Below are 22,988 nucleotides of genomic sequence, written 5' to 3' on the forward strand. Positions count from 1 at the left end.
GCCCGGTCACACGATGAACATGCAAGCGAGCCTCCGGCGAGCGGCGTGCCTATGCCACGCGACCGAAGGGAGGAAGGCATGAAGATCCTCGAAGCGCTCGTCACCGGGCTCACGCAGGGCGCGATGATCGCGCTCGTCGCGCTCGGGTACACGATGGTGTACGGCGTGCTGAAGCTCATCAACTTCGCCCACAGCGAGGTCTTCATGATGGGCGCGTACATTGGCGTCTTCGTGCTCGGCGCCGTGGGCATCTCGAACCCCTTGTTCGCTGGCGCCTGCGCGACCGTGGTCGCCATGATCGGCGCGTCCCTCATCGGCATCACCGTCGAGCGGGTCGCCTACCGGCCGCTCCGCGGGCGGGGCAAGGGCGCGCTCGTGCGCATCACGCCGCTCGTGACGGCGCTCGGCGTCTCGGTGCTCCTCCAGAACGCCGCGCAGCTCTTCTTCTCGGCGCGGTTCCGGTCGTACCCGCAGCTCATCGCCGGCAGCGTGCAGGTGCCGGGGGTAGGCCCGGTCGGCACGTCCCGCGTGCTCATCCTCGTGGTCGCCGTGGCGGTCATGGTGGGCCTCGAGCTCATCGTGAAGAAGACGTGGTTCGGCAAGGCGATGCGCGCGCTCTCCTCCAACGAAGAGGCCGCGCGCCTCATGGGCGTGCACACCTCCCGCGTCATCTCGACCACCTTCGCGCTCGGCTCGTCGCTCGCGGCGCTCGGCGCGGTCCTCTACTGCCTCGATCAGTCGCAAGCCTACCCCACCATGGGCGTCGTCATCGGCACGCGCGCGTTCGTGGCCGCGGTGCTCGGCGGCATCGGCAGCATCCCCGGGGCCATGCTCGGCGGGCTGCTCCTCGGCGTGGTCGGCGAGCTCGTGAAGCTCACCGATTACTCGGGCGGCGTCGACGTGCTCGTGTTCGTCGTGCTCATCGCCGTGCTGCTCGTCCGCCCCGCGGGCCTGTTGGGCTCGACGCGCGCCGAAAAAGTGTAGCGCACCTGTATCGTCCTGTTCACGCCTCGGCCGCGCAACCGCCCAGCCTGCCGCGTGATGGCGTCGGCCCAGACCTTGCTCTTGGGAGCCCACCCCCGCGCGCCTCGCTCGCCGAGCGGTCCCGCGCTACCTTGTCGAGGCGCCCATGTCCGCTCATCGTCACGCCGCTCGCCGCCACGCCGCACCTCATCGTCCCCCCGCGCGAGTGCGCTCGCGGCTCGCGCTCCTCCTCGTCGCCTGCGGGCTCACGGCGGCGACCCCGGCCGCCGCGCTGCCGCCGCTGCCCGGGCCCGCGGGGCCAGGCGGCGCAGCCCCGACCGCTCCGACGGCTCCCACGACGACGCCCGCCCTCGGGGCGGCCGCGAACCCGGCCGACCGGGCCCGCCGCGGCGTGGTCGCGGTCGAGCTTCAGGGCAAGCCCGTCGCCATCGGCACGGTGCTCGCCAACGATGGCCGAATCCTCACCGCCCTCTCGGGCCTGACAGGGATGGGCACCGCCGAGACCGTGCAGGTGCGCTACGCGGACGGCTCCGCGGTGGCGGCCAAGGTCGGCCACAAAGACGCCGACTGGGACCTCGCGCTCCTGGTTCCTCAGGCCATCAAGTGGAAGGAGGGCCTCTCCGCGAGCGACATCGAACCGAACGCCACCGATCTCCGCCTCGTGCTGCCGCTGCGCGGAAAGCTCGGCCCGATCCCGGTGGGGCTCAAGGGACGCACCGACGCGAAGTCGCGGGCCGGCGCGCCGCTCCTGAACACGCTCGACCTCGACATGAAGGGCGCCCTCGCGGTGCCCGGCGCGCCCGTGCTCGACAGCCGGGGCAACGCGGTCGGGCTGCTGGTGCACGCCTGCCAGGTGCGCTCCACGGCCCGCTGCGCGCCCGTGTCCGTAGGCGCGCCGATCTCCGCCATCCGCACGTTCCTCATGCGCACGCCGGCCACGGCGGTCACCCCGCAGCCGTGGCTCGGCCTGCGAGGTGCGCCGTCGCAGGCCGGGAGCATCAAAGGGGTCCGCGTGTTGGCGCTCGCGCCCCACTCGCCGGCGGAGCGGGCCGGCCTCAAGGCGAGCGCAGAGCCCGAGGGCGGCGACATCATCGTCGCGGTCGACGGCACCCCCGTCGAGACGCCGGAGCAGCTCGCCGACGCCATCGGCCGCAAGTCGATCGGCGACTCGGCCAAGCTGCTCGTCTTCGACGGCGCGAAGTTCCGCGAGGCGCCCGTCACGCTCCGCCCCGCGCCGTGACCCGAGCGCGATGTAGAGAAAGGTAAGCATCGAGCACACAGAACCGGCCCGTAACCGGCCCGTACGCCGCGTCGACAGACGTGGTAATGCACGATGAGGCGCCTTCGCCGCTCCTCCCGCGCCCGCGGCAGGAGGGAAAATCTGCCCGCTCGCGCACTGTTGGGTTGACACATCGGCCCTCCATTCGCGACGATTTCGCCCAGGTACCCGACCTTGACCACCACCCAGCTGCGGATAGAAGTCGCCGGCGAGACCAACGTCGGCATGAAGCGTCAGCACAACGAGGACAACTTCTCGATCCTCGAGGAAGCTGGGCTCTACATCGTCGCCGACGGGATGGGCGGCCACGCCTCCGGCGAGGTGGCAAGCCAGATGGCGGTCGACGCGCTGAAGGACTTCTTCATCTCGACCTCGGAGGACCCCGAGCGAACCTGGCCCTACAAGATGGACCGGTCGCGCGGGTACGAGGAGAACCGCCTCATCACGGGCATCAAGCTCGCGAACCTGCGCATCTACGAGAGCGCCCAGCGCGACGCGCGGCAGCGCGGCATGGGCACCACGATCGTGGTGCTCTTCGCCGTCGAAGACGGGGTGTACTGCGCCCACGTCGGCGACTCCCGCGGGTACCGCATCCGCGACGGCAAGATCGAGCAGCTCACCGACGACCACTCTCTCTTGAACGACTACATCAAGATGAAGCGGCTCACGGCGGAGGAAATCGCGAATTTTCCGCACAAAAACGTGATCGTGCGCGCGCTCGGCATGAAGGACACCGTCAAGGTGGACACCCGCTTCGAGGCGTCGCGCGCCGACGACGTCTACGTGCTCTGCTCCGACGGCCTGTCGGGCCCGGTCACCGACGAGGAGCTCCTCGAGATCGTTCAGGGCGCCCCCGACCTGAAGCAGGCGGCGTCGCAGCTCATTCAGCGGGCCAACGAGAACGGCGGCCCCGACAACATCACCGTCATCCTCGCGCGATGGGTGAGTTGACGGGAGAGCTTGTTGCGCGAGTTGACGTGAGCGCCGCGGGCGAGCCCACGGCGAGCGCCCCGTGAGCGCGCGCGCCGCCCCGACGAGGCTCTCTCGGGTCGACCGCGTGAAGGTGCGGTACGCCGGCCCGATCGTGCGTCACGTTTTTCGCTCGCCGTGGCTCCGCGAGCGCCTGCTCCGCGCCCGGGAGGCCGACCTCGCGCGTGGCCTCGACCCGGACATCGCGCTGCTCCTCGTCCTCGGCGAGCGCACCGGCGACGCCGAGGTCGCGGGGCGCTCGCCGGACGCTGCGCGGCGTTCGATCCTGGCGTCGGTCTCGATCATCGAGGACACGCCGAGCGGATCGGTCCGCGTGCGCGAGCGCGAGCTCCCCGACGCCAACGGGGGCGTCATGCGGGCGCGCTTGTATGAGCCCGCCGGGCTCGCCTCGCCCTCGCCTGGGTTCGTCTTCATCCACGGCGGCGGGTGGGTCGTGGGCGATCTCGACACCCACGACACGCTCTGTCGCCGGCTCGCGCTCGAGGCCCAGGTGCGCGTGCTCTCCGTCGAGCCGCGGCTCGCCCCGGAGCACCCGTTCCCCGCGGCCGTGCACGACTCGCTCGCGGCCTTCCGCTACGCGGCGCGCGAGGCGGCCGCGCTTGGCTTCGATCCGGGGCGCCTTGGCGTGGCAGGCGACAGCGCGGGCGGCAATCTGTCGGCGGTCGTGGGCCAGCTCACCCGTGGCGACGTGGTGCGCCCGAAGCTCTCGCTGTTGATCTACCCGGCAGTCGACGCCACGTGCTCGTTCGCCTCGCACCGAGAGCTCGGAGAGGGCTACTTCCTCACCCGCGAGTCGATCGCTTGGTACCTCGATCGGTACGCGGGCACCACCTCGCAGCCCGGGCACGCCTCGCGCACCGACCCGCTCTTGTCGCCGCTCCACACGAAGGATCTGGCCGGCGCCCCTCCCGCGCTCGTGGTGGTCGCGGGATTCGACCCGCTGCGCGACGAGGGCGAGGCCTACGCCGAGAAGCTGATCGCGGCGGGCGTCACGGCGGAGGTGCTGCGCTCTCCTTCCCTGCCCCACGGCTTCGCCCTTATGACCGGCGTGTGCGGCCGCGCGCTCCGCGACACGGAGCACTTCGCGCGCCGCGCCGGGGAGCTGCTCCGCGCCTGAGCGGCGCGATTTCTTACTAGGGTTCGACGGGTGCCGCGGGCTTGGGCGCTGGCTCGACAGGCTTGGGCGCCGGCTCGGCGGGCTTGGGCTCGACCGGCTTGGGCTCGGCGGGCTTGGGCTCGACCGGCTTGGGCTCGACCGGCTTGGGCGCCGCGGTCTCCGCGGGCTTCGGCTCCGCGGGCTTCGGCTCGGCGGGCTCGGCGGGCTTCGGCTCCGCGGGCTTCGGCTCGACGGGCGCGGCGGGCTTCGGCTCGGCGGGCTTGGGCGCGACAGGCGCGACCGCAGGCTTCGGCGCGACAGGCGCCGAAGGTGCGACGACCGGGACGGCCGCGGACGCCGCGGCGCTCGCGGGTGCTGCAGGGGCCGCGTCGACGGCGGGAGCCGCGTCCTCTCCGGTCGCAGCGCTGGCGCTGGCGGAGGGTGCAGCAGCCGCCGAGGGCGCCTCGGACGGGGCGGCGGACGGCAGGGGCGCGACGCTCGCCGAGGTCGCCGGGGGCGCCCCGCCGAACAGGTGCGCCTTGTAGGCGAAGATGCCACCGCCGGCGAGGAGCGCGACCGCGACGACGGCCCCGATGAGCGCCCCACCCCCGCGCTTCTTGGGCTCCGGGAGCGGCATCACCTGCTGGCCCGCGCTGGCCATCGCGAGCTCGGCGACCGGCGGGGGCGCGGGGGTCGAGGCCATCTGCAGGGGCACGACCTGCGACGCGCGAGGCTCCGCAGGCTCGTACGCGGGCACGGCGGGCGCTGCGCCCGGGAGCGACGCCCGCTCGGCAGGCTCCGCGCCACGGATGGACGCGAGGAGGTCGTCGGTGCCGCCGAGCGACGGCGCCGGTCCGCTCGGGAGGCCGCCCGCCACCGTGTACAGCGGGTTGGCCTGCACCTCGTCCATGGAGCCGCCGGCCTCGCGGAGGGCCTCCTCGAGGAGCTCGGCGGCCTGCTTCATCACCGTGGGCTCGGCGCGCTCGAGGGCGTTCTGCGGCTTGCGCGGGCCATCCACCGGGAACATCGGCTTGGCCGAAACCGGCGGATCGTCTGGGAAGAGCTTCGACCGATCGAGCGGCAGGGTCGATGCGAAGTCGGTGCCCACGATGGGGCGCGTGGCCTCGAGCTCGCGCAGCTCTGCTTTCTTGGCGGCCTCGGCCGCGGCGAAATCGGGGAGCGCATCGCGGCTCAGCGGCAGGGTGGACGAGAACCCTTGGGATTCGTCAGGTCCCGCCTTCGGCAGCGCGATCATCGTGGGCGGATCGGGGTCGAACGGCGACGGGTACCCGACGGGCTCGCGCTCACGCGGCTGCTCCAGGTTGGCGAAGAACTCGTCGTCGGAGGAGCCAGGGGTGTCGGTGCCGAACGTGAGCGCGCCGAAGGGCTGCGTGGGCGCGGCCACGGGGACGGGCATCTCGGAGGTCTTGTTGAGTTGGGACGCGAGCCCGAGCGGCACTCCAGCCCGACGCCGCGACTCGACCGGTGCCTCGTCGGCCGGTGGAGGCGGAGGCGGCAGCGGCTCGGCCGCGGGGCTGGGATCCCAGGGGACCGTGCCTTTCAGGGCGGCGCGCGCGGGGGGAGGTGCGGGGGTGACCGCGCGCGGCGGCGGCGCGGAAGGCTTCGGCAAGGGCGCGGCGGCCGTCGGCTCGGCCGGCGGGGCGGCCAGCGCGGCGGTCACGAGGCGATCGATGGTCTGCCGCGAGACATCGTCGATCTTGATGAACTTGACGCCCATGCCAGCGGGGCGCTCCGCCGCGGCCTGGGTCGGCTCGCGCTTCCACACGACCCGCCCGACACCCGTGAGGGAGGACGACTCGCCCGCGACGATGATCTCGAGCTTCAGGAGGGTGCCCGGAGCGAAAGGGGTCTGGGTCTTGACGAACACCCCACCGACGCTGACGTCGAGCGACTGGTTGTCGATGAACTCGTCGTTGGTCGCGCTCTTGTACCGGACCGTGAGGCCGGGGACGCGCGCGCGCTTGTCCTTACGCGTATCGGAGGTCATGGACGAGGGATCTCCAGCCACAGGAGGCGAGGGGGCGAGAAGGGAACCGAGTGGAGCCATGCTACCCGACCTTCGACAAAAAGAGCCAACTCCTGCGCGGGCGAGTTGGCGACAGAAGGTGCGACGAGGGGCGCGGGCCCAATCACCGCGGGCACGCGCCCGAACGCACCGAGCCCACACACCTGCGACGGCGAACCAGAACGCCCACCAGGAAAGGGACCGCGGGGTGCCGACCGTGATAGGCTCGTCGGCGCGTGGAGAGGCCGCATCATTTCCGGTCGCAGGCCCGAAAGAAGGTCCGCTACCCGGCGCAGCTCACCACCGCGCGCGGCGTGGTGCGTGAGTGCATGTTGCTCGATCTCAGCCTGGCCGGAGCGCGCCTCGAGGCCGTCGACGTCCTGCCGCTTGGCGAGCGCGTGTCGCTGAGCTTCTCGTCGCCCTCGCGGTGGGATCCCATCGTGGTGCCGGCGCGGATCGCGTGGTCGCGGCCGGGCTCACTGGCCCACCTCGGGCTCACGTTCGAGTTCTCGAGCTCGACCACGGTGTTCGCCCTGTTCGAGACGATCGCGGCGCTCGAATACGGCGCGTAGGCAACGATCGGGGTTGACCGGCCGAGGCGGCCCTCGACCCGCGGACACCCGAACGCCCGATGTGGACAATGGCCACATCGGGCGCTCGGCCCCCTCGGTTGCGCGCTTCCCCGGCGGAGACCGCGGGGCCGGGTGTCAGTCGGCGCCGGGCTTCGCCTTCGAGTACATCGCCTCGACGAGCTCGGCGTATTTGGTGACGACGACCTTGCGCTTCACCTTGAGGCTCGCGGTGAGCTCTCCGCCCTCGACGGTCATGGGCGTGGGCACCACCTCGAAGTACTTGATGCTCTCGAACGAGGCGAGCGTGCCGTTCACCTCGACGATGTGCGCCTGGAGCACCTCGCGGATGCGCGGGTGGTTGGGCTCGGGCTCGATGCCCTCGTTCTTGGCCCAGTCGGTGAGGTTCTCGGTGTCGAGCGAGAAGAGCGCGACACAGAAGTTCCGGTTGTCGCCGATGACGACGGCCTCCTGCACGAACGGCGGCGCCTTGAGGCGCGCCTCGATCTTGACCGGGGCGATGTACTTGCCACCGCTCGTCTTGAGGAGCTCCTTCTTGCGGCCCGTGATGGAGAGGAAGCCCTCGGAGTCGAGCGAGCCGAGATCGCCCGTGTGGAACCAGCCGTCGGCGTCGAACGCCTCGCCGGTCGCGTCGGGGCGGTTCAGATACCCCGAGGTGATGTTCGGTCCCTTCGCGAGGATCTCGCCGTCCTCGGCGATCTTGAGCGTGACGTTCTTGAACGCCTGCCCCACCGTGCCGATCTTCATCTTGCCGGGCCGGTTCGTGGTCAGTCCGGGGCAGGTCTCGGTGAGGCCGTAGGCCTCGACGAGCGACAAGCCGAGCGCGAGGAAGAACTCGTGGACGTCGGCGCGGAGCGGCGCCGACCCCGAGAGCAAGATCTCGGCGCGGTCGAAGCCGAGGCGGGCGCGGAGCTTCGAGAACACGAGCTTGTCGGCGATGGCGTGGCGGATCTCCAGCCACGGCGGGAGGGGCTTGCCCTGCGTGACGTAGGGCACGGTCTCCTTGCCGACGCCCAACGCCCAGTGGAAGATTTTCTGACGGAGGGGAGGAGCCGACGCCACCCCCGCCTCGATCTTGCCCTTCACCTTCTCGTACACGCGCGGCGCGCCTGGGAAGAAGCCCGGGCGAGCGGTCGCGAGATCGGCCGCGAGCGTGGGCACCGACGAGATGACCAGGGGCGCCTGGAAGAACGGGCCCGCGAGCTCGATGAGGCGGCCAAACGAGTGGGCGAGCGGGAGAAACAGGAAGAGCCCGCCGTCGCGGGTCTTCGGCCCGAAGATACCCACCGCGTCTGCGCTCTCCAGCATGGAGAGCATGTTGTCGTGCGTCTGCACGACGGCCTTGGGCGGGCCGGTGGTGCCCGAGGTGTACGTGTAGGTGGCGATGTCCTCGCGCTTGACCTTGTCGATGCGGCGCTTCATCTCGCCGCGCAGCTCCGTGACCTTGGCCTTGCCGCGCGCCTCGAGGTCGGCCAGGCTCTCCCAGTCGTCGGCCGGCTCGAGCCCGGTGGGATCGACCACGATGATCTTGCCGCGGAGCTTCATGTCGGCGGGGGTGTAGTCCTTGTCGAAGAAGCGGAAGCCGTCGCGCATGGCCCGGACCTTGGCGACCTGGCCCTTGTTCTCCGCGATGACGAGCACCACGCCGGGATCGGCGTGCATGAAGCCGACCTCCTCGGGGAGCAGGCTGGCGTACACGGGCACGGTCTGGAGGCCGACCGACATGGCCGCGGCGTCGAGGATGACCCAGTCCATCGACGTGTTGCCGATGATGCTCACCGCCGCGCCGTCGGCGAGCTCGGTGGCCGACAGGAGCCCGGCCGCGATGTGCTCGATGCGCGGGAGCACGTCGCGCCACGGGATGTCGACCCATTCGTCGCCGCGGCGAACGCGGAACGCCGGCGCGGCGGGATCCTTCTTGGCGCGGTCCAGGATCATTCCTGCGATGTGGACGTCGGGCATGGTCTCTCCTGAAGCAGAACGGGGCGAGAGCTCGCCGGGGAGCGTCGAAGGCCCCCCGCGCAGCGCGATACGCTACCTCAAACGCGCCCGCGGGTGGGGCGGCTTCTCGGGCGTCCGCGACGACTCCTCGGCCGCCTCGGACGCGGCCACTGCGCCGGCCGCGCCGTCAGGGTACGATGACACCATGCGACGCCGCGAGAGGCTCACGTGGACTGCGCGCTCCGTCGCTCCCCTCGCGATCGGGCTCGTCGCCTGCGCCAGCGCGGCGGCAGATCCGCCCGTGGGGCCGGGGCCGGCCGCCGCCGACGCGGGCGCGGCCCTCGTCGACGCTGGCGAGGTCCCGGGCTCTGAGCCGGGCGCGATGGACGCGGCGGTCGACGCGGCGGTCGACGCGGCGGTCGACGCGCGGGCCGGCTGCGGCCCCTTCGCGAGCGCGCGGGACCGCTTCGTTTGCGCGGGTAACGGGACCAGCCGCGGGAAGTGCCCCGACGGCGTCTCTCGCCAGGAGGAGGCGTGCCCGCGCGGCTGCCTGCGGGCACCCTCGGGAAAAGATGCAGTTTGCATGGGAACGACCACGACCTGGTCGTGCACGGGGTCGGCGGCGACGGAGAAGGCGCAGAGCGGGGACTACATCGTCACGGCGTTCGGCTGCTGGGTCGACGCGGCCGGCGGCAAGCACGGCGACGCGGGTGACAACTGCGTGCCGAGCTGCCTCGGCGACCTCCGGCGCCTCGGGCTCTGCGCGGCGACGGACGCCGGCCGAACCTGCGAGGAGAAGCTCACCTGGTTCGTGGCCGACGCTGGCCGCTTCGGCTGCGGGGCGCGCGTGCGAGTAGAGAACCCAGCGAACGGCAAGGCCGTCGTCGCCGTGTCGATCGACCTCGGGCCGGCCTGCAGCGTCGAGCGCGTGGCGCAGGGGGCGGTGCTCGACGCGAGCGGTCGCGTGAGCCGCGAGCTCTTCGGCAGCGATCGCGGGGTCGTCGATCGGTCGCTCGTGCACGTGATCGAGGTCGACGCGTCCACGCCGCTGGGCCCCGCGGGCCCTCGCTGATCCGGCTCGCCCTCAGCGCGCAGGCGGCGCAGGCGGCGCAGGCGGCGCCGTGCTGTCCTTGGGGCCTCTTCGGCGCTCCGCGGCCTCGGCCGCGACGTCGTCCGGCAAGAACGAGTAGTTCGACCCGATGACGCCCACGAGGTTCCAGCGCGTCAGACGGGAGACCCCCTCCGGCTGCGCGCCGAGGTTGCTGAGCGAGAGCTCGCCCGTGAGCACCTTCGTGTCGGCCTGGCCGTACGAGAAGCTCGCGCCAAACGAGCCGCGGGTCTGGACGCCAATCAAGCTGAGCGCCGCGCTCAGCCCGAACATGTGGACGCGATCCTGCTCGCCCTGCGCCGGCACCGACGAGATGTCGGTGAAGGCCCCGACATCGATCGCGACCGAGCGGGTCACCCGCACCTCCGCGCCCAGGTTCAGGTTGGGCTGGAGCACGCGCTCGAGCTTCGACTCCTCGCCGGCGCCGGGGGTGACGCCGTCGATGGGCACGGCGGCGAGGTCGTACGCGGTGCGCACCGTGTGGGGGAGGTTCACGGAGGCGTCGGCGCTCAGCGTGGTGCTCTCCGTGGTGTAGGCGACGCCGACCGCGAAGCGCATCGGGAAGCTGGCGGCGCTCTTTCCGGTGAAGCGCGTGGGGATGGCGTCCGCGAGCGGCTGCCCGGTGGTCCGGTCGATGCCGGCGAGGGTGAGGTTCGAGCTGCTCGTGTAGCTGCCGAACACGTCGAGCGTGGGGGTGACCAACGCGAGCCCCAGCGACAGCGCGCGCGTGGGCGTCCAGCGCGCGCCCGCCTTCGCGCGGAGGCCCACGGCGAGGACGTCGCTCTGCAGATCGGCGGCGATGAACTCGGTGCCTCCACCGGCGTTCGGGCGGGTGACGAGGAGCGTGTTCGCGCCGCTCATCACACGCATCATTCCGCCGAGCGACACCCCGAGGCCGAGGGATGGGGTGATCTGGTAGGCATACCCGACGTCGCCCGCCAGGACGTCGTCGCGCCAGGTGCCCGAGAGGAAGTTCCGCGTGTTGCTCGAGGGCGCCGTCTTCAGGGCGATCGAGTACGGGATCGACACTGCGAAGCCTAGCGCCTGGCGGCCGGCGCCCGACGCCTCGCCGTCCGCGAGCACGTACACGCCGCCGACCATGCTGGGGATCGAGTGGTACGTGGTCGCGGAGAGGTTCTGCCCATCGCCGAGCGCCCTAGGCACCGACAGGCTCTGGATCATGTACGCGTTCGCGACGAGCTCCAGGTGCGAGTGTCGTGCGCAGACGAGCCCGGCGGGGTTGTAGTGCAGCGCGCCCTCGTCGCAGGCGAGGGCCGTGTAGGCCCCGCCCATTCCAGCGGCGCGACTCCCGATCAAATAGAGCTGATGATTGTCGTAGACAGTAGGCTCTGCGACGGCGCCGGCTCGCGCGGCGTACGCGAAGGCCACCAGCCACGCGGCGGCGGCGAGCAGCGTCGAGGCGCGGAGCCTTCCCCCAAGGACCATGCGCGGAGTGTAGCCGCCCCTCGGGGCGACGGGAACCCACCGCGGCCGCGGCGCCTCCCGGTCTTCGGCGAGGTTGTCATGGCTCGTCACGGAGACCGCGCGCCCAGCACCCAGCGCCTTCAGTACCAGAGGCCCCAGGTCCAGTTCCAATCGTAGTAGTCGCGGGCCACGTCGAGGTTCACGCCCAGGCGAAACGGCACGGCCGAGTCCCACAGATGGAACACGTGGGACTCGAACACGTGGGCCTCGAGCCCCACTGTGGTGTGGAGTCGCGGGGACGACTGCGCGAAGCGCGTCGGCTCGAGGTAGGCGCCCGCGCGAAGCCAGAGCCAGTTCGGTAGGGCCTCGGTCTCGACGCCGAGGCGAGGCGTGAACGACGCGTGCCGCCCCGACCGATCGACCCGCTGCGCGAGGAACGACTCCATGCCCACCGCGTTGACCGTGGGACCGGTGATCATGAAAGAGGTCGTGAGGAGGAGCTTGGGGCGCGGGAAGCGCACGCGTCGCTGCTGCTCGTACCGGTTGATGAGCACCTGGCGCGTGTCGTCGGGCGACGTGCGAAAGCGCTCGAGCTCGGCCCGGGGGATGGTGCGCGGATCGAGCCAGCGAACGTTGAGCGGCCGCTCGCCGAGCTGCACGGCGACCCCCCACTCGAGCTCCCATGGGCGCTCGATGGCCCGCGGCAGGTACATGGCGCCTACGCGCAGATCGCCCGCGGCGTCGGGCTCGATGTCGCTGCTCGTGGCCTTGCCGACGACGGGCGCGCGGGCGGCCGCCCCGACGCGGAGCTGGTGTGCCCTCGGCGCCCACAAAAAGCCAAGCTCGGGGGCGAGGCCCGCCATGGTGAGGAGCCCCTCCGTGCCCGGCACGGCGGTAAGCTCGGACTGGCCAGAGTCGCGGAGCGTGAGCAGCGCGCCCCGCAGACCGAACCCTAGGTGCACCTCGTCGTCGAGGCTGTAGCCCGCCATCAAGTGAAGGGAGGCGAGGCGCACCGAGGCGCTCTTGATGACGGGCGCGCCCCCAATGCGACCGAGCTCGTACTGCTGGACGTCGAGCGCGACCCCGATGCCGAGCGGGCCCTCTTGCACGTAGCCGCTCGTGGAGAGGAAGACGAAGTCGTTGTAGGCGAAGCCCTTGGTGCCGTTGTTGTCGAAGTCGGTCGTGCCGAGTTGGCTTGGGAAGCGCCACTCGATGCCGGCGTTCCAGTCGGTCACGGAGTGCGACGAGGGGTAGCGCACGGCCGGCGTCGCGGGGTTCGCGGTCATGATGTCCGCACCCGCCGCCAGCGCGACGACCGAGCCGCCGACCGCGGTGACGCGGGACGAGCCGATGAGCGGCCCCTGGAACAGGTCGATCGTGTAGCTGCTCGTCGTGATGGGCGAGCCCTGCGCGCCGAGCGGGCCGCCCGCGTGCGCAGGCGAGCCCACGAGCACCAGCAGCACCGCCAGCGCGAGCGCGGGCACGAGGCCGGACACGATGCGTGGTAGCGACCAGGTTCGCACGGCGAGCGCGGAAGATAGCAAGCTTCAGTGTCCGGCGGGGCGGTACGCGGCGGCCGAGGTCCGCGGCCGCTCGGCGCGGCGAGCGCCCGGGCGCCACGGCTTGGGTTGGTTAGCACACCTGCGAGACTTCATTCTCGCAGTGGTGGTAGTTGGCCGCGGGAGCGGACAAGCCGGAGGGTGAATCGGCCAGCTTTGTGGCCGAGAGGGGCGCCGCGCCCCCTACGGGACAGGGCTAGCACTACTGCCGTTCGCGCAGCGAACTGCGTAGCGAGAGGGAACCTCTCGCAGTACTGCTAGTTCCAAATGCCCGCGGTCACGCTCCAGCCGAAGTACTCACGAGCGAAGTCGAGCGAGCCGCCGATGCGAAACGGCAGCGGGTCCTCGTAGAGGCCGAACACGTCGGAAGAGAAGGTCTTCAGGTCCATGCCGACGGTGCCGTGGAGTCGGCGCGCGCCGCCGCGAAATCGCGTGGGCTCGGAGTAGGTGCCGGCGCGAAACATCATGCGGTTTGGCCACGCCTCGGTCTCGACGCCCAGGCGCGGCGTGAGCGAGACCCGCTCGCCCGAGCGATCGATCTGCCCGGCGAGGAACGACTCGAGCCCTACGGCGTTCGCGACGGGGCCGGTCGCGGTGAACGAGATCGAGAGCAGGAGCTTCTCGCGCGGCAGCCGCTCGTAGGCGCGCCGCCCCATGCGCGAGACCACCGCGGAGCGCGGCTCGTCCGGGGTCTTTCGGTGCGACTCGACCACCTCGTGCTGCACCGCCGTCGAGTCGAGCCACTTCACGTTGAGCGGGCGCGGCCCGAGCTGCACCGCCACGCCCCACTCGATCTGCCAGGGCACCTCGACGCGGTCGGGGAGGTAGAGCTTGCCGAGCCGGCGATCGCCGGAGGCGTCGACCACGGTCGTGTCTCCGGGGATGAGCTGCCCGGCGACCGGCGCGCGCAGCGAGAGGCCCATGCGGAGCGGGAGCCGCAGCGGCGCCCACAGCGCGCCCACCTCGGGGCCGACGCCGGCCATGGTGAGCACGCCGCGCAGGTCGGTGATGCTCGAGAAGCCGATGCCCGAGAGCGCCGCGTCGCGGAGGGTGAACAGCACGCCGCGCAGGCCGCCGCCGATCGTGAGCTCGTCGCCCACGGCCGTGGCCGCGAGGAGCCGGGCCTGCACGAGGCGAAACGCCACGCTGGAGACGCCCTCCGCGCCGGTCGTCGCGCCGAGGTCGTACTGCTGCACATCGACCGTGGCGCCGAGCCCGAACGGCCCCTGCTGGACCTGCCCCGCCATCGTCACGAAGAAGAAGTTGTCGTAGGCGAAGCCGCGCTTGCCGTTGTTGTCGTAGTCGAGGTCGCGGATCCCGCCCGGGAGCGTGAGGCCCGCGCTGATGTCGAACTCGGTCACCGAGCGCGACGACGCCGTGCGCACCGCGGGCGAGGCCGCGTTGAACGCGTGCATGTCGATGCCCTCCGCGAGCGGCGCGACGGCGCCGGCGAGGCCCGTGACGCGGTTCGACGCGGCGAGCGGCCCCTGGAACAGATCGACCGTGTAGCGGCTGGTGTCGAGCGGCGCGCCCTGCCGGCCGAGCGGCCCGGCGGCCTCCGCGGGGGTCACCGCGAGCGTGACCAGCAGGGCGAACGCCTGGGAGGCCCACGTGCGCAGGCGCCCCCGCGCCCCACCTCGCGACCGGTGCGGGTCACCCCTTCCGATCCTCGCGCAGGGCACGCGCGAGTGCGCGCGGGCGGATCGGAGGCCTTCCACGAGACCCCAGCGATAGCACGGAGCGGGCGCTCAGGTGGCGCGGTTGTCTCTTGCGGCGCCCCAGGTGCGGAGCTAGAAGCAACGCGCGCGCACGGTTGGGTCGTTAGCGAACTGACTGCGCCCGCGAGGCCCACGGCCAGCGGCTTCGAAGACTCGAATCGTTTCCGCAAGTTACAGCACGCGACAGTTCTAGCACGAAGTTTGCACGTTGCGGGCCGCCGGCCGCGAGCGCGCCAGGGCACCACAGGGAAGCGGGAAGCGATGAAGAGAGCAGCAGGATCGTTGGCGTTCGTGTTGGCCGTGGCGGGTGTGGGCGTGCTGGGCGTCTTCTCGGTGCGCCCGGCCTACGCACAGAGCGCAGATCCCGCGCCTACGACCACCGCGCCCGCCGCGACGACGCCGCCGCCCGCAGAGCCAGCCCCCGCAGAGCCAGCCGCGGCTCCAGCCGCCGCCGCTCCGGCCACGGGCCTGACGCTCAGCACGGGCGCCCCGAAGAAAGACGCGGCCACGCCGGCCAAGAAGGAAGAGCCGAAGAAGGCGAAGAAGCCGCGCCCGTTCGCCGGCACGCAGCTCTTCACGCAGGTCGCGACGGCGACCAGCACGTTCGCGGCGGGGCAGACGCAGTACCAGAACCCCACCACCGACATGACGCTGTTCTTCCTGCCGCGCTACGCGCTGTCGAAGGACTGGCAGATCCGCGCCCGCACGACCTTCACGTACGAGTTCACGAACAGCGACACCACCACGACGCGGAACGAGCCGCGCTTCGGCGACACGGGCCTCCAGCTGTTCTATCGGGGCATCCCGGCGTTCGCGGGGATCAAGCCTCAGGTCGCGGTCGGCCTCACGGCGCCCACCTCTCCCGAGTCGCGCGCGCGCACCATGATCGTGACTCCTGCGCTGACGGTGCAGCTCTTCAAGTCCTTCGAGCTGCCTCGTGAGGGCGAGCTCGACGTCATCGGCTTCGCGACCTACTCGCACCCGCTCTACTCGAACACCACGGGCGGAATCCGCGGCGACTTCCCTTACAAGCGCGCCTGCTTCGGCGCGGGCGCGGGCTGCGACGATCAGCTCGGCGGCTCGGCGAACGCCTCCGACATCCTCTCCTGGTCGGCCATCGTGTCGGTGACCTATGGCAAGTTCAGCCCCGCGTTCTGGTTCAACCTCTCGCACCAGTTCCTCTACAAGTTCAGCCCCGAGAACGACGTCGACGCCACGCGCGGTCTGACAGCGCAGCGCCTCTCCGACCCGACCACGGTCCGCAACGGCACGTACTTCAGCTTCTGGCTCGACTACGAGGCGAACTCGTGGCTCACGCCCGAAATCGGGTATTACATGGGCCGCAGCACCCTGCGGGCCGACGGCACCTTCGGCAACCCGTTCTTCGATCGCTACCAGGACATGCGCGTTTACCTCGGCGCGAACATCAACATCGACAACCTCGAGAAGGCGATCGAGGGCGGCGAGGCCGAAGCCGGCGTCGTGCGCGCGAAGAACCGCACGGGCCCCGCGCTCGGCGCGTACTGAGCGCGCGCGGCACATCGCGGCTTGCCCTCGCGCGCACGACCCGCGGCCCCGGCCGTGGGTCGTCCGCGTTTGTTTGTGGGCCGGCGGCGATCCAGGTCCGCGCCCGGGAGCACGCCGGCGCCTCGGAAAAGCGCGAATAGCGCCGCTGTCCTACATTGGCACACGGAGTGCACCCCGCTGGGCATGCGAGCTCTCCTCTACAGCGCGGCGTGCACCCTCGGACTTCTTTCGCTCGGGCTCGGCGCGTGCAGCGACGGGCCAACCAGCGCCCCCGGGAGCTCCGACGACTCGATCATCGGCGGCGTGGACGCGACCGGGGCCAAGCTGAACGCGATCGGCACGGTGGGCCACAAGGCGTTCGACGACACCTTCGACTACTTCTGCACGGCGACGCTCATCGCGCCGACGGTGGTGCTCACGGCCAAGCACTGCGCGGCCCGCGACCCGAAGAGCGGCCACACGATGCTCGACGAGGAGCCCATCTACTTTGCGGTGGGGCCCGACAGCACCAAGCCGCTGAAGACCGTCCGGGTGAAGAGCGTGCTCCTCGCGCCGGTGCACGACGCGGGCTTCGTCAGCCTCGGGTCGGACGTGGCGCTCTATTTCCTCGAGGCGCCCATCGACGACATCACGCCGCTACGCGTCGACGGCGCGCTGCTCAGCGAGTCGAAGGTGGGCCAGAAGTTCACCGCCGTGGGCTTCGGCGTGCACGATCGGGAGCGCAACTCGGGGCAGCGCAAGGCCGGGCAGCTCACCCTGCAAGGCGTGAGCGGCAAGCCGGTGCAGAGGGTGTTCCCCACCTACGAACAGTTCGCGGCGTTCATCGCGAAGCACGACGGCGAGGACTACGTAAAAGCGCAGGAAGAGCGCATGAAGAAGTTCTACGACCTCGAGCTCCTGAAGGGGTACGAGGCGTACCTCGGCCTTGGCGACAACGACGCGCAGCCGTGCAGCGGCGACTCTGGCGGGCCGCTGCTCGCGCGGGTGAAGGACGAGAACGTGGTCGTCGCGGTGGTCTCAGGGTCGTTCAAGGGCCGCACCTACCCCTGCAGCGTCGTCGGCGAGGTCTACGCCACCATCGGCCCGCGGGTGATCGATCTGCTCGACAGCGCCGCGCCCGAGTGCGCGGGCGTGCCGGTGTGGGGCACCTGCGACGCCACGAACAAAGTGGCCACTCGGTGCGTGTCGAAGAAGGAAGGTCCGCAGCGCGTGAACAAGATCGACTGCTCGGCGCTCGGGCAGGTGTGCAAGATCAACGCGGAGAACACGGCGTTCTGCGACGACCCCGAGGCGCCGCCGCCGCCGCCCCCGCCCCCGCCGGCCGACGCGGGCCCCAGCGACGCGGGCCCCAGCGACGCGGGCCCCAGCGACGCGGGCCCGGGCTGAACCTCTCGGTATTTGCAAACGCGCGCGGACGCGAGTAAACCGCCGCCATGCGCGCGTCGAGCCTCCTCGCCCTGGGCCTTGGAATCGTGGGTCTGTCCGCTCTGCTCCCCGCCTGCGAGGACAGCAACAAACGAAAGGATCCGCCGCCGCCGCCGCCCCACTCGGCCTACCTGGAGGCCCCCGCCTCCTCCGGCGTCACCGTCGACCCGGCGCAGGTCGCCGCCTTCGCGGGGCTTCCTGCCCGCTTCGAGAGCCCAAAGAACGCCCTCACCGACGAGAAGATCGCCCTCGGGAAGATGCTCTACTTCGAGGCGCGCCTCTCGAAAAACCAGCAAATTTCCTGCAACTCGTGCCACGACCTCGCCAAATACGGCGTCGACGGCGAGAAGACCTCGCCCGGGCACAAGGGCCAGCGCGGCAACCGCAACTCGCCCACCACGCTGAACGCCGCGGCGCACGTCGCGCAGTTCTGGGACGGCCGCGCCCCCGACGTCGAGGCGCAGGCCACGAAGCCCATCACCAACCCCGGCGAGATGGCGCTCGCGAACGACCAGGCGATCGTGACCGTCCTCGAGTCGATGCCCGAGTACGCCGACGCCTTCAAGAAGGCCTTCCCAGGCGACACCCCGGCCCTCACGGTCGTGAACGTGGGCAAGGCCATCGGCGCCTTCGAGCGCACGCTGGCCACGTCGTCCCGCTTCGACGCGTTCACCAAGGGCGACGCGAAGGCGCTCTCCGACGCCGAGAAGGCGGGCTTCCAGAAGTTCCTCTCGGTGGGGTGCAACACCTGCCACTCGACGGCCACGTTCGGCGGCACCGAGTACAAGAAGCTCGGCCAGGCGAAGCCGTATCCCCCGCTCGCCGAGGGGAAAGACATCGGTCGCGAGGCGGTGACCAAGCAGGCGACCGACCGCCACTCGTTCAAGGTGGCGAGCCTCCGCAACGTCGAGAAGACCGGGCCCTATCTGCATGACGGCTCGGTGGCGACGCTCGAGCAGGCCGTGAAGCTCATGGGCAGCTACCAGCTCGGTAAGGACCTCAGCGACGCCGACGTGGCGTCGATCGTCACGTTCCTGAAGACGCTCACCGCCGAGCCCCTCAAGATCGACCCGCCAAAGCTCCCGGCCAGCACCGCCAAGACCCCGAAGCCCGCCGCGGGCTGAGCCCGCACGGGCCGTGATTTATCTGTCGGCGGAGCTCGCCGTTCACCGGAGCCCCGAGCTCGTGTGGGCCGTGCTCGCCGACAGCGCCGCCTACCCCACGTGGGTCACGGGCCTCGTGGACCTCGTGCACGACGGCGGCCCCGCGTTCGGCCTGGGCTCGCAGTTCTTGGTCACCTGGAAGCTCGGCCCGAAGCGCGTTCGAGCCTCCACCGAGATCACCGAGTGCACGACGGCGCGCTCGCTCTCCACCGAGACCCGCGTGGGCCCCGAGCTCGTGCTCCTCGACCGCGTGGTGCTAGAGCGAGAGCAAGGAGCCACGCGCGTCGTGGCGACGAGCGAGCTCGTGGAGCAGGCGGGCGTGCTTCGGCTCCTCTCGCGCCCCGCGGGCCTGCTCGGCTCGCCGCCCGGCCGCCGCGCCGAGCAGGTGCTCTACGACCGCTGCTTCCGCGAGCTTGGCCTCCTCATCGAGGCGCGCACCGCCGCCCCGTACCGGTGACCTCACGGGCGTGCGCTCCGGCATCGCCACGCGGGTGCGCGCGTGCGCGGGTGCGCGGGTGCGCGGGTGCGCGGGTGGTAGACTGGCTCCATGTTCGTGTTCGCCCCCCCACCCCCCGCCCCTCGGTCGCTCGTCGGCGCCACCGCGCGCGCGGCGCGCCTCGCGGCGGTCTGCGCGCTGACGTTGGCGCTGGCAGCCTGCAAGTCGCCTCCCCCGCCCTCCCCGGCGACGGCGAGCTCGAGCGCCACGGGAGCTTCACCCCCTCCCACCGGCGCCGACGCCGCCCACGTCGCGCGGGCGGACGCCTCGCCCTGCGTCGACGTGCCGTGCGAGACCTTCGCGCGCCCCGAAGAGGCCGTCGCGGCGCTGCTCTCGAAGGGACCTCGCGTCATGGCGTTCGGCGAGGCCCACGCCCAGAAGGACGGCCCCGGCGGGCCTTCCACCACCAAGCGCTTCACCGACGGGCTGCTGCCTCTGTTCAAGGGGAAGGCGACCGATCTGGTGCTCGAGCTGTGGGTGGCCAACGGGAGCTGCGGCAAGAAGACCGAGCAGAAGGTCGCGCAGCAGCAGAAGGCCGTCGCCGCCCCGCAGGCCGCCAGTAACCAGAACGAGTTCGTCACGCTCGGCGCCGCCGCCAAGGCCGCCGGCATTCGCCCGCACGTGCTCACGCCGCCGTGCGAGGACTACCTGCGCATCCTCGACGCGGGCGGCGGCGACGTCGATCAAATGTTGTCGATGATCGCCCGGCTCACCGCCAGCGACATAGGCAAGTTCCTTGACCTTACGGCCGGGAAGGACTCGCTCCTCATCGCGTATGGCGGCGCGCTCCACAACGACGTCGTGCCCAAGAAGGGGCACGAGTCGTGGAGCTTCGGCGCGGAGCTCACGCGGAAGCTCGGCGCGAAGTACATGGAGGTCGACCTCGTCGTGCCGGAGGCCATTCGCGAAACCGACGCGTGGAGGTCGCTCGCCTGGCACGGCAAGTTCGTGCGCGAGCGGCAGGGCGACCGCGCGGTGCTCATGACCGTGGGGCCGAGCTCGTACGTCATCTTCTTCCCGCCGCGTGCGGCCTCCGCGGACGCCGGTCGCGACTAACAGCCCGTTGATTTACTCCCGTCGGCCCGTCGCCGCCGCATCCCGACCGCCGTCGTTGCGATCCTGCGGTGCGTGCTCACCTAGAAACGCCCACCTGGAACACGCTCCGCCCGCTCCTCGGATCGCGCCTTGGCGGGCCGGGCGCGGACGACGCCGAGCCTCGGTCCGTAAATCAACAGGCTGCTAAGCGCCGATCCGCTTGATTCGGATCGGCGCTCTAGAAGCGCACGCGGCTCAGAGCGCCTTGAAGAAGTCCCACTGCACCTTCGCGGCCTGGGGCCATATCTGGTGTCCCATGCCCTGAATAGGGCAGTAGATCGTGGGCTTTCCGGGCTTGCAGCCCGAATAGGCCTCGCACGGCGCCGAGGCGACCGCGCGCGTCCCCCCGCAGCCGTTCACGTAGGCCCAATACGCGGCGCTGAACTCGCCGCCGCTGGGCTGGACGGTGCCGTCCGCCAAGCCGTGGATGGCGAGGTACGGGACCGGCGCCTGGTTCGGGCAGTGTTGGAAGCCGTTGGGCCACTTGTCGTTGGGCGACTCGGGCTCGTAGGGCGCGCCCCCGGAGCTCGACGCGGCGCCACGCAGCAGCGCGCTCCGGCGGCACGCGAGCTGGTTGACGAAGAAGCCACCGTTGCTCCACCCGGACGCGAATACGCGCGCGCGATCGACGGCGACACGCCCCGCGAGCTGCGTGAGGATGGCCTCCACGAAGGCGATGTCCTTGTTGCGATCGGCGGGCGTGTAGAGGTCCCACGTGGCGCCCTCGCCGCTCGGGTACACCAAGATCGCTGCGTCACCGCTGGCCTCTTGGAACTTGAAGTAACGATAGAGCGAGAAGCCGTCCTCGCCGTCGCCGTGGAAGACGAAGACGAGCGGAGTGGGCGTCCTCGGATCGTGGTTCTTCGGGAGTCGGAGCCCGTAGGTGCGCGAGCGCCCGGCGGCCGTGACCTGCTCGCGGCTCAAGAGGTCGGGCGGCGGCGCCTCCGCCTCGCGCGCGTCGGGCGGCGGCTCGGGAGCGCTGGCCGTCGCTGTGGCCGTCTCCGTGGCCGTCGGGGTCGGGGCGGGATCGCCGTCGAGCGTCGGCGCGGACGGGAGCGGCGCCGGCTTGGAGCACGCGACCGCGAAGAGCGCGACGGCGGCGGCGTGCGCGGGCCACACGAGCGGGCGGTGGACGCTCACGGGCAGGCCTCCGCCGCGCCGGCGGCTCGGTAGGGATCAGCGGGCGTCGTGTGCGGCGGCACACCTTGCCCGACCGCGGTGAGCGGGTAGCCGCGCCCAACGCCGCAGCGCCGGGTGAAGTCGTAGGTGTCGGTCGGCGCGTCGAGGCGCAGCACCGACATGTCGCGGTACACGAGCGGCTGCCCCGCCAGCACCCGATCGGGGACGCCGCCTCGCACGATGAACGCAGAGCCCGTGGCCCCCTGCCGCAGCGCCCGGCCAACGCCGCGCTTGTCGATGAAGAGCGTCGTGCCCTCGTCCACCGCGACGCCATAGACGCCGATGGGCGCGCCGGTGATGACGCCGTCGGCGACCTGCCGCGCCATGAACCCGGCGAGCCGCCCCATTCGGTCGCGCTCGGTGAAGTGGCTGTCGGTGATGGCCCGCGAGAGCGGCGGGAAGACGAGCATGTTCTGTGTAAAGTGCACAATTGGGTCGTAGGGGTTCGCGAGGAGGGTCTTCGACGTGATCGGCACCGTGCCCGCGAGCGTCGCGTCGTTCACGCTCGGGCCGAGAATGGCGGCGCCCGCGCTGGTGCCGCCGACCACCCCTCCGCGATCGTAGACCCCCTGCACGGCCTTCATGAGCGCGCTCCCCTTCCACGCCACGTAGTCGGCCTGATCGCCCCCCGCGAAGAAGACGAGCTCCGCCTTGTCGACGGCGGCCGCCACGTAGGCGAGATCGCGGGGCGGTGCGAGCGCCGGCACGACGAACGTCTGCACCGAGCTCCACGCCGCGAGGCCATCGAGGTAGGCGTCGTAGGCGTTGGCGCCCGTCGCCCGGAGGACCACCACGTCGCCGCCGCGCCCGGCGCTCCCGACGACGAGATCGTGAGCCGCCACGAACGCGGCGTCGACGTCGGCGCCACCTCCGCCGAGCAGCAGGCCCGGGCCTTGGGGCGCGCGGGCGTCATCGATCGGGGAGCCTCGTCGCGGGTACTCCGTGAGCGTCAGGCCCGCGTCGGCCGCGGCGTCGGCCGCGGCATCGGGTGAGCTCGCGTCCACCGCTGGCGGCGTCGCGTCCGTCGGCGGGACGCTCGCGGTGGGGGCCGGCGGCGGGGCGGCGTCCTCGACGCCCGGCGTGGGCGGGGCGGTCGAGGTGCACGCGACGCAGAACGAAAGGATCGCGACGAGTCCGAAGCGCATCGCGTCATGCTAGTCCCCGGGGGGGGGGGTCCCCCCCGGGGGGGGGGGGGCCGCCGCCCCCCCCCCGGGGGGGGGGGGGGGGGGCCGCGGGGGGGGGGGGGGGGGGGTGTGCGGGGGCGGGGGGGGGGCGCCCGGGGGGGCCACCCCCCCCCCCCCCCGCCCCCGGGGGGGGCGCCCCCCCCCCCCCGGGGGGGGGGGGGGGGGGGGGGGGGGGCGGCCCCGCCCCCGGGGGGGGGCCCCCC

General features: G+C 71.7%; 18 protein-coding genes. 11 read left to right on the forward strand and 7 right to left on the reverse strand.

Annotation, left to right across the window (positions count from 1 at the left end; translation table 11 throughout):
- Positions 1-78: 78 nt before the first annotated feature.
- From IPQ09_09635 to IPQ09_09650, 4 genes are all read left to right on the forward strand, one after another.
- A complete protein-coding gene (locus IPQ09_09635; protein MBL0194462.1) occupies positions 79-984 on the forward strand; it encodes a branched-chain amino acid ABC transporter permease in 906 nt (301 codons plus the stop codon).
- 205 nt (positions 985-1,189) lie between these two features.
- Positions 1,190-2,224 (forward strand): PDZ domain-containing protein, encoded by a 1,035-nt coding sequence (locus IPQ09_09640; protein MBL0194463.1) that lies wholly within the window; start codon positions 1,190-1,192, stop codon positions 2,222-2,224.
- A 228-nt stretch (positions 2,225-2,452) separates the two neighbouring features.
- Complete coding sequence (locus tag IPQ09_09645) at positions 2,453-3,214, forward strand: Stp1/IreP family PP2C-type Ser/Thr phosphatase (protein MBL0194464.1); 762 nt, start codon at positions 2,453-2,455, stop codon at positions 3,212-3,214.
- 61 nt (positions 3,215-3,275) lie between these two features.
- On the forward strand, positions 3,276-4,370 hold the full coding sequence (locus IPQ09_09650) for an alpha/beta hydrolase (protein MBL0194465.1): 1,095 nt from the start codon (positions 3,276-3,278) through the stop codon (positions 4,368-4,370).
- Positions 4,371-4,386: 16 nt separating this feature from the next.
- Here IPQ09_09650 and IPQ09_09655 read toward each other — a convergent pair whose 3' ends face one another.
- Entirely contained in the window at positions 4,387-6,357 is a 1,971-nt protein-coding gene (locus tag IPQ09_09655; protein MBL0194466.1) for a TIGR02266 family protein, read from the reverse strand.
- Positions 6,358-6,611: 254 nt separating this feature from the next.
- Here IPQ09_09655 and IPQ09_09660 point away from each other — a divergent pair, with 254 nt between their 5' ends.
- A complete protein-coding gene (locus IPQ09_09660; GenBank protein ID MBL0194467.1) occupies positions 6,612-6,947 on the forward strand; it encodes a PilZ domain-containing protein in 336 nt (111 codons plus the stop codon).
- Between the two features lie 135 nt (positions 6,948-7,082).
- Here IPQ09_09660 and IPQ09_09665 read toward each other — a convergent pair whose 3' ends face one another.
- Positions 7,083-8,927 (reverse strand): long-chain fatty acid--CoA ligase, encoded by a 1,845-nt coding sequence (locus IPQ09_09665; protein MBL0194468.1) that lies wholly within the window; start codon positions 8,925-8,927, stop codon positions 7,083-7,085.
- Positions 8,928-9,111: 184 nt separating this feature from the next.
- Here IPQ09_09665 and IPQ09_09670 point away from each other — a divergent pair, with 184 nt between their 5' ends.
- Complete coding sequence (locus tag IPQ09_09670; GenBank protein MBL0194469.1) at positions 9,112-9,978, forward strand: hypothetical protein; 867 nt, start codon at positions 9,112-9,114, stop codon at positions 9,976-9,978.
- Positions 9,979-9,990: 12 nt separating this feature from the next.
- Here the strand turns inward: IPQ09_09670 and IPQ09_09675 are convergent, their stop codons facing one another.
- From IPQ09_09675 to IPQ09_09685, 3 genes are all read right to left on the reverse strand, one after another.
- Positions 9,991-11,460, reverse strand: coding sequence for a hypothetical protein (locus tag IPQ09_09675; GenBank protein ID MBL0194470.1), 1,470 nt, complete (start codon positions 11,458-11,460; stop codon positions 9,991-9,993).
- A gap of 119 nt (positions 11,461-11,579) precedes the next feature.
- On the reverse strand, positions 11,580-12,962 hold the full coding sequence (locus IPQ09_09680; GenBank protein ID MBL0194471.1) for a hypothetical protein: 1,383 nt from the start codon (positions 12,960-12,962) through the stop codon (positions 11,580-11,582).
- Between the two features lie 293 nt (positions 12,963-13,255).
- Positions 13,256-14,716, reverse strand: coding sequence for a hypothetical protein (locus tag IPQ09_09685; GenBank protein ID MBL0194472.1), 1,461 nt, complete (start codon positions 14,714-14,716; stop codon positions 13,256-13,258).
- A 261-nt stretch (positions 14,717-14,977) separates the two neighbouring features.
- Here IPQ09_09685 and IPQ09_09690 point away from each other — a divergent pair, with 261 nt between their 5' ends.
- From IPQ09_09690 to IPQ09_09710, 5 genes are all read left to right on the forward strand, one after another.
- On the forward strand, positions 14,978-16,243 hold the full coding sequence (locus tag IPQ09_09690) for a hypothetical protein (GenBank protein MBL0194473.1): 1,266 nt from the start codon (positions 14,978-14,980) through the stop codon (positions 16,241-16,243).
- A 183-nt stretch (positions 16,244-16,426) separates the two neighbouring features.
- On the forward strand, positions 16,427-17,629 hold the full coding sequence (locus IPQ09_09695; GenBank protein ID MBL0194474.1) for a trypsin-like serine protease: 1,203 nt from the start codon (positions 16,427-16,429) through the stop codon (positions 17,627-17,629).
- 83 nt (positions 17,630-17,712) lie between these two features.
- Positions 17,713-18,792, forward strand: a complete 1,080-nt coding sequence (locus tag IPQ09_09700) for a cytochrome-c peroxidase (GenBank protein ID MBL0194475.1) — start codon at positions 17,713-17,715, stop codon at positions 18,790-18,792.
- Between the two features lie 13 nt (positions 18,793-18,805).
- Complete coding sequence (locus IPQ09_09705) at positions 18,806-19,288, forward strand: SRPBCC family protein (protein MBL0194476.1); 483 nt, start codon at positions 18,806-18,808, stop codon at positions 19,286-19,288.
- 90 nt (positions 19,289-19,378) lie between these two features.
- Positions 19,379-20,383: a hypothetical protein gene (locus IPQ09_09710; GenBank protein MBL0194477.1), complete on the forward strand. Its 1,005-nt coding sequence runs from the start codon at positions 19,379-19,381 to the stop codon at positions 20,381-20,383.
- A 234-nt stretch (positions 20,384-20,617) separates the two neighbouring features.
- Here IPQ09_09710 and IPQ09_09715 read toward each other — a convergent pair whose 3' ends face one another.
- Both IPQ09_09715 and IPQ09_09720 read right to left on the reverse strand, forming a co-directional pair.
- Positions 20,618-21,562, reverse strand: a complete 945-nt coding sequence (locus IPQ09_09715; protein MBL0194478.1) for a hypothetical protein — start codon at positions 21,560-21,562, stop codon at positions 20,618-20,620.
- Positions 21,559-22,746 (reverse strand): Type 1 glutamine amidotransferase-like domain-containing protein, encoded by a 1,188-nt coding sequence (locus IPQ09_09720; protein ID MBL0194479.1) that lies wholly within the window; start codon positions 22,744-22,746, stop codon positions 21,559-21,561. Before IPQ09_09720 ends, IPQ09_09715 begins: the two co-directional genes overlap by 4 nt.
- Positions 22,747-22,988 lie beyond the last annotated feature (242 nt).

The sequence above is a fragment of the Myxococcales bacterium genome (assembly GCA_016720545.1).
Classification (GTDB): domain Bacteria; phylum Myxococcota_A; class Polyangia; order Polyangiales; family Polyangiaceae; genus JAAFHV01.

What these genes read in the sequence shown, in the direction of transcription:
- IPQ09_09635 (MBL0194462.1), top strand. Translation starts at nt 79, where the DNA reads ATGAAGATCCTCGAAGCGCTCGTCACCGGGCTCACGCAGGGCGCGATG.
- IPQ09_09655 (MBL0194466.1), bottom strand. Translation starts at nt 6,357, where the DNA reads ATGACCTCCGATACGCGTAAGGACAAGCGCGCGCGCGTCCCCGGCCTC.
- IPQ09_09665 (MBL0194468.1), bottom strand. Translation starts at nt 8,927, where the DNA reads ATGCCCGACGTCCACATCGCAGGAATGATCCTGGACCGCGCCAAGAAG.
- IPQ09_09670 (MBL0194469.1), top strand. Translation starts at nt 9,112, where the DNA reads ATGCGACGCCGCGAGAGGCTCACGTGGACTGCGCGCTCCGTCGCTCCC.
- IPQ09_09675 (MBL0194470.1), bottom strand. Translation starts at nt 11,460, where the DNA reads ATGGTCCTTGGGGGAAGGCTCCGCGCCTCGACGCTGCTCGCCGCCGCC.
- IPQ09_09690 (MBL0194473.1), top strand. Translation starts at nt 14,978, where the DNA reads ATGAAGAGAGCAGCAGGATCGTTGGCGTTCGTGTTGGCCGTGGCGGGT.
- IPQ09_09695 (MBL0194474.1), top strand. Translation starts at nt 16,427, where the DNA reads ATGCGAGCTCTCCTCTACAGCGCGGCGTGCACCCTCGGACTTCTTTCG.
- IPQ09_09710 (MBL0194477.1), top strand. Translation starts at nt 19,379, where the DNA reads ATGTTCGTGTTCGCCCCCCCACCCCCCGCCCCTCGGTCGCTCGTCGGC.
- IPQ09_09720 (MBL0194479.1), bottom strand. Translation starts at nt 22,746, where the DNA reads ATGCGCTTCGGACTCGTCGCGATCCTTTCGTTCTGCGTCGCGTGCACC.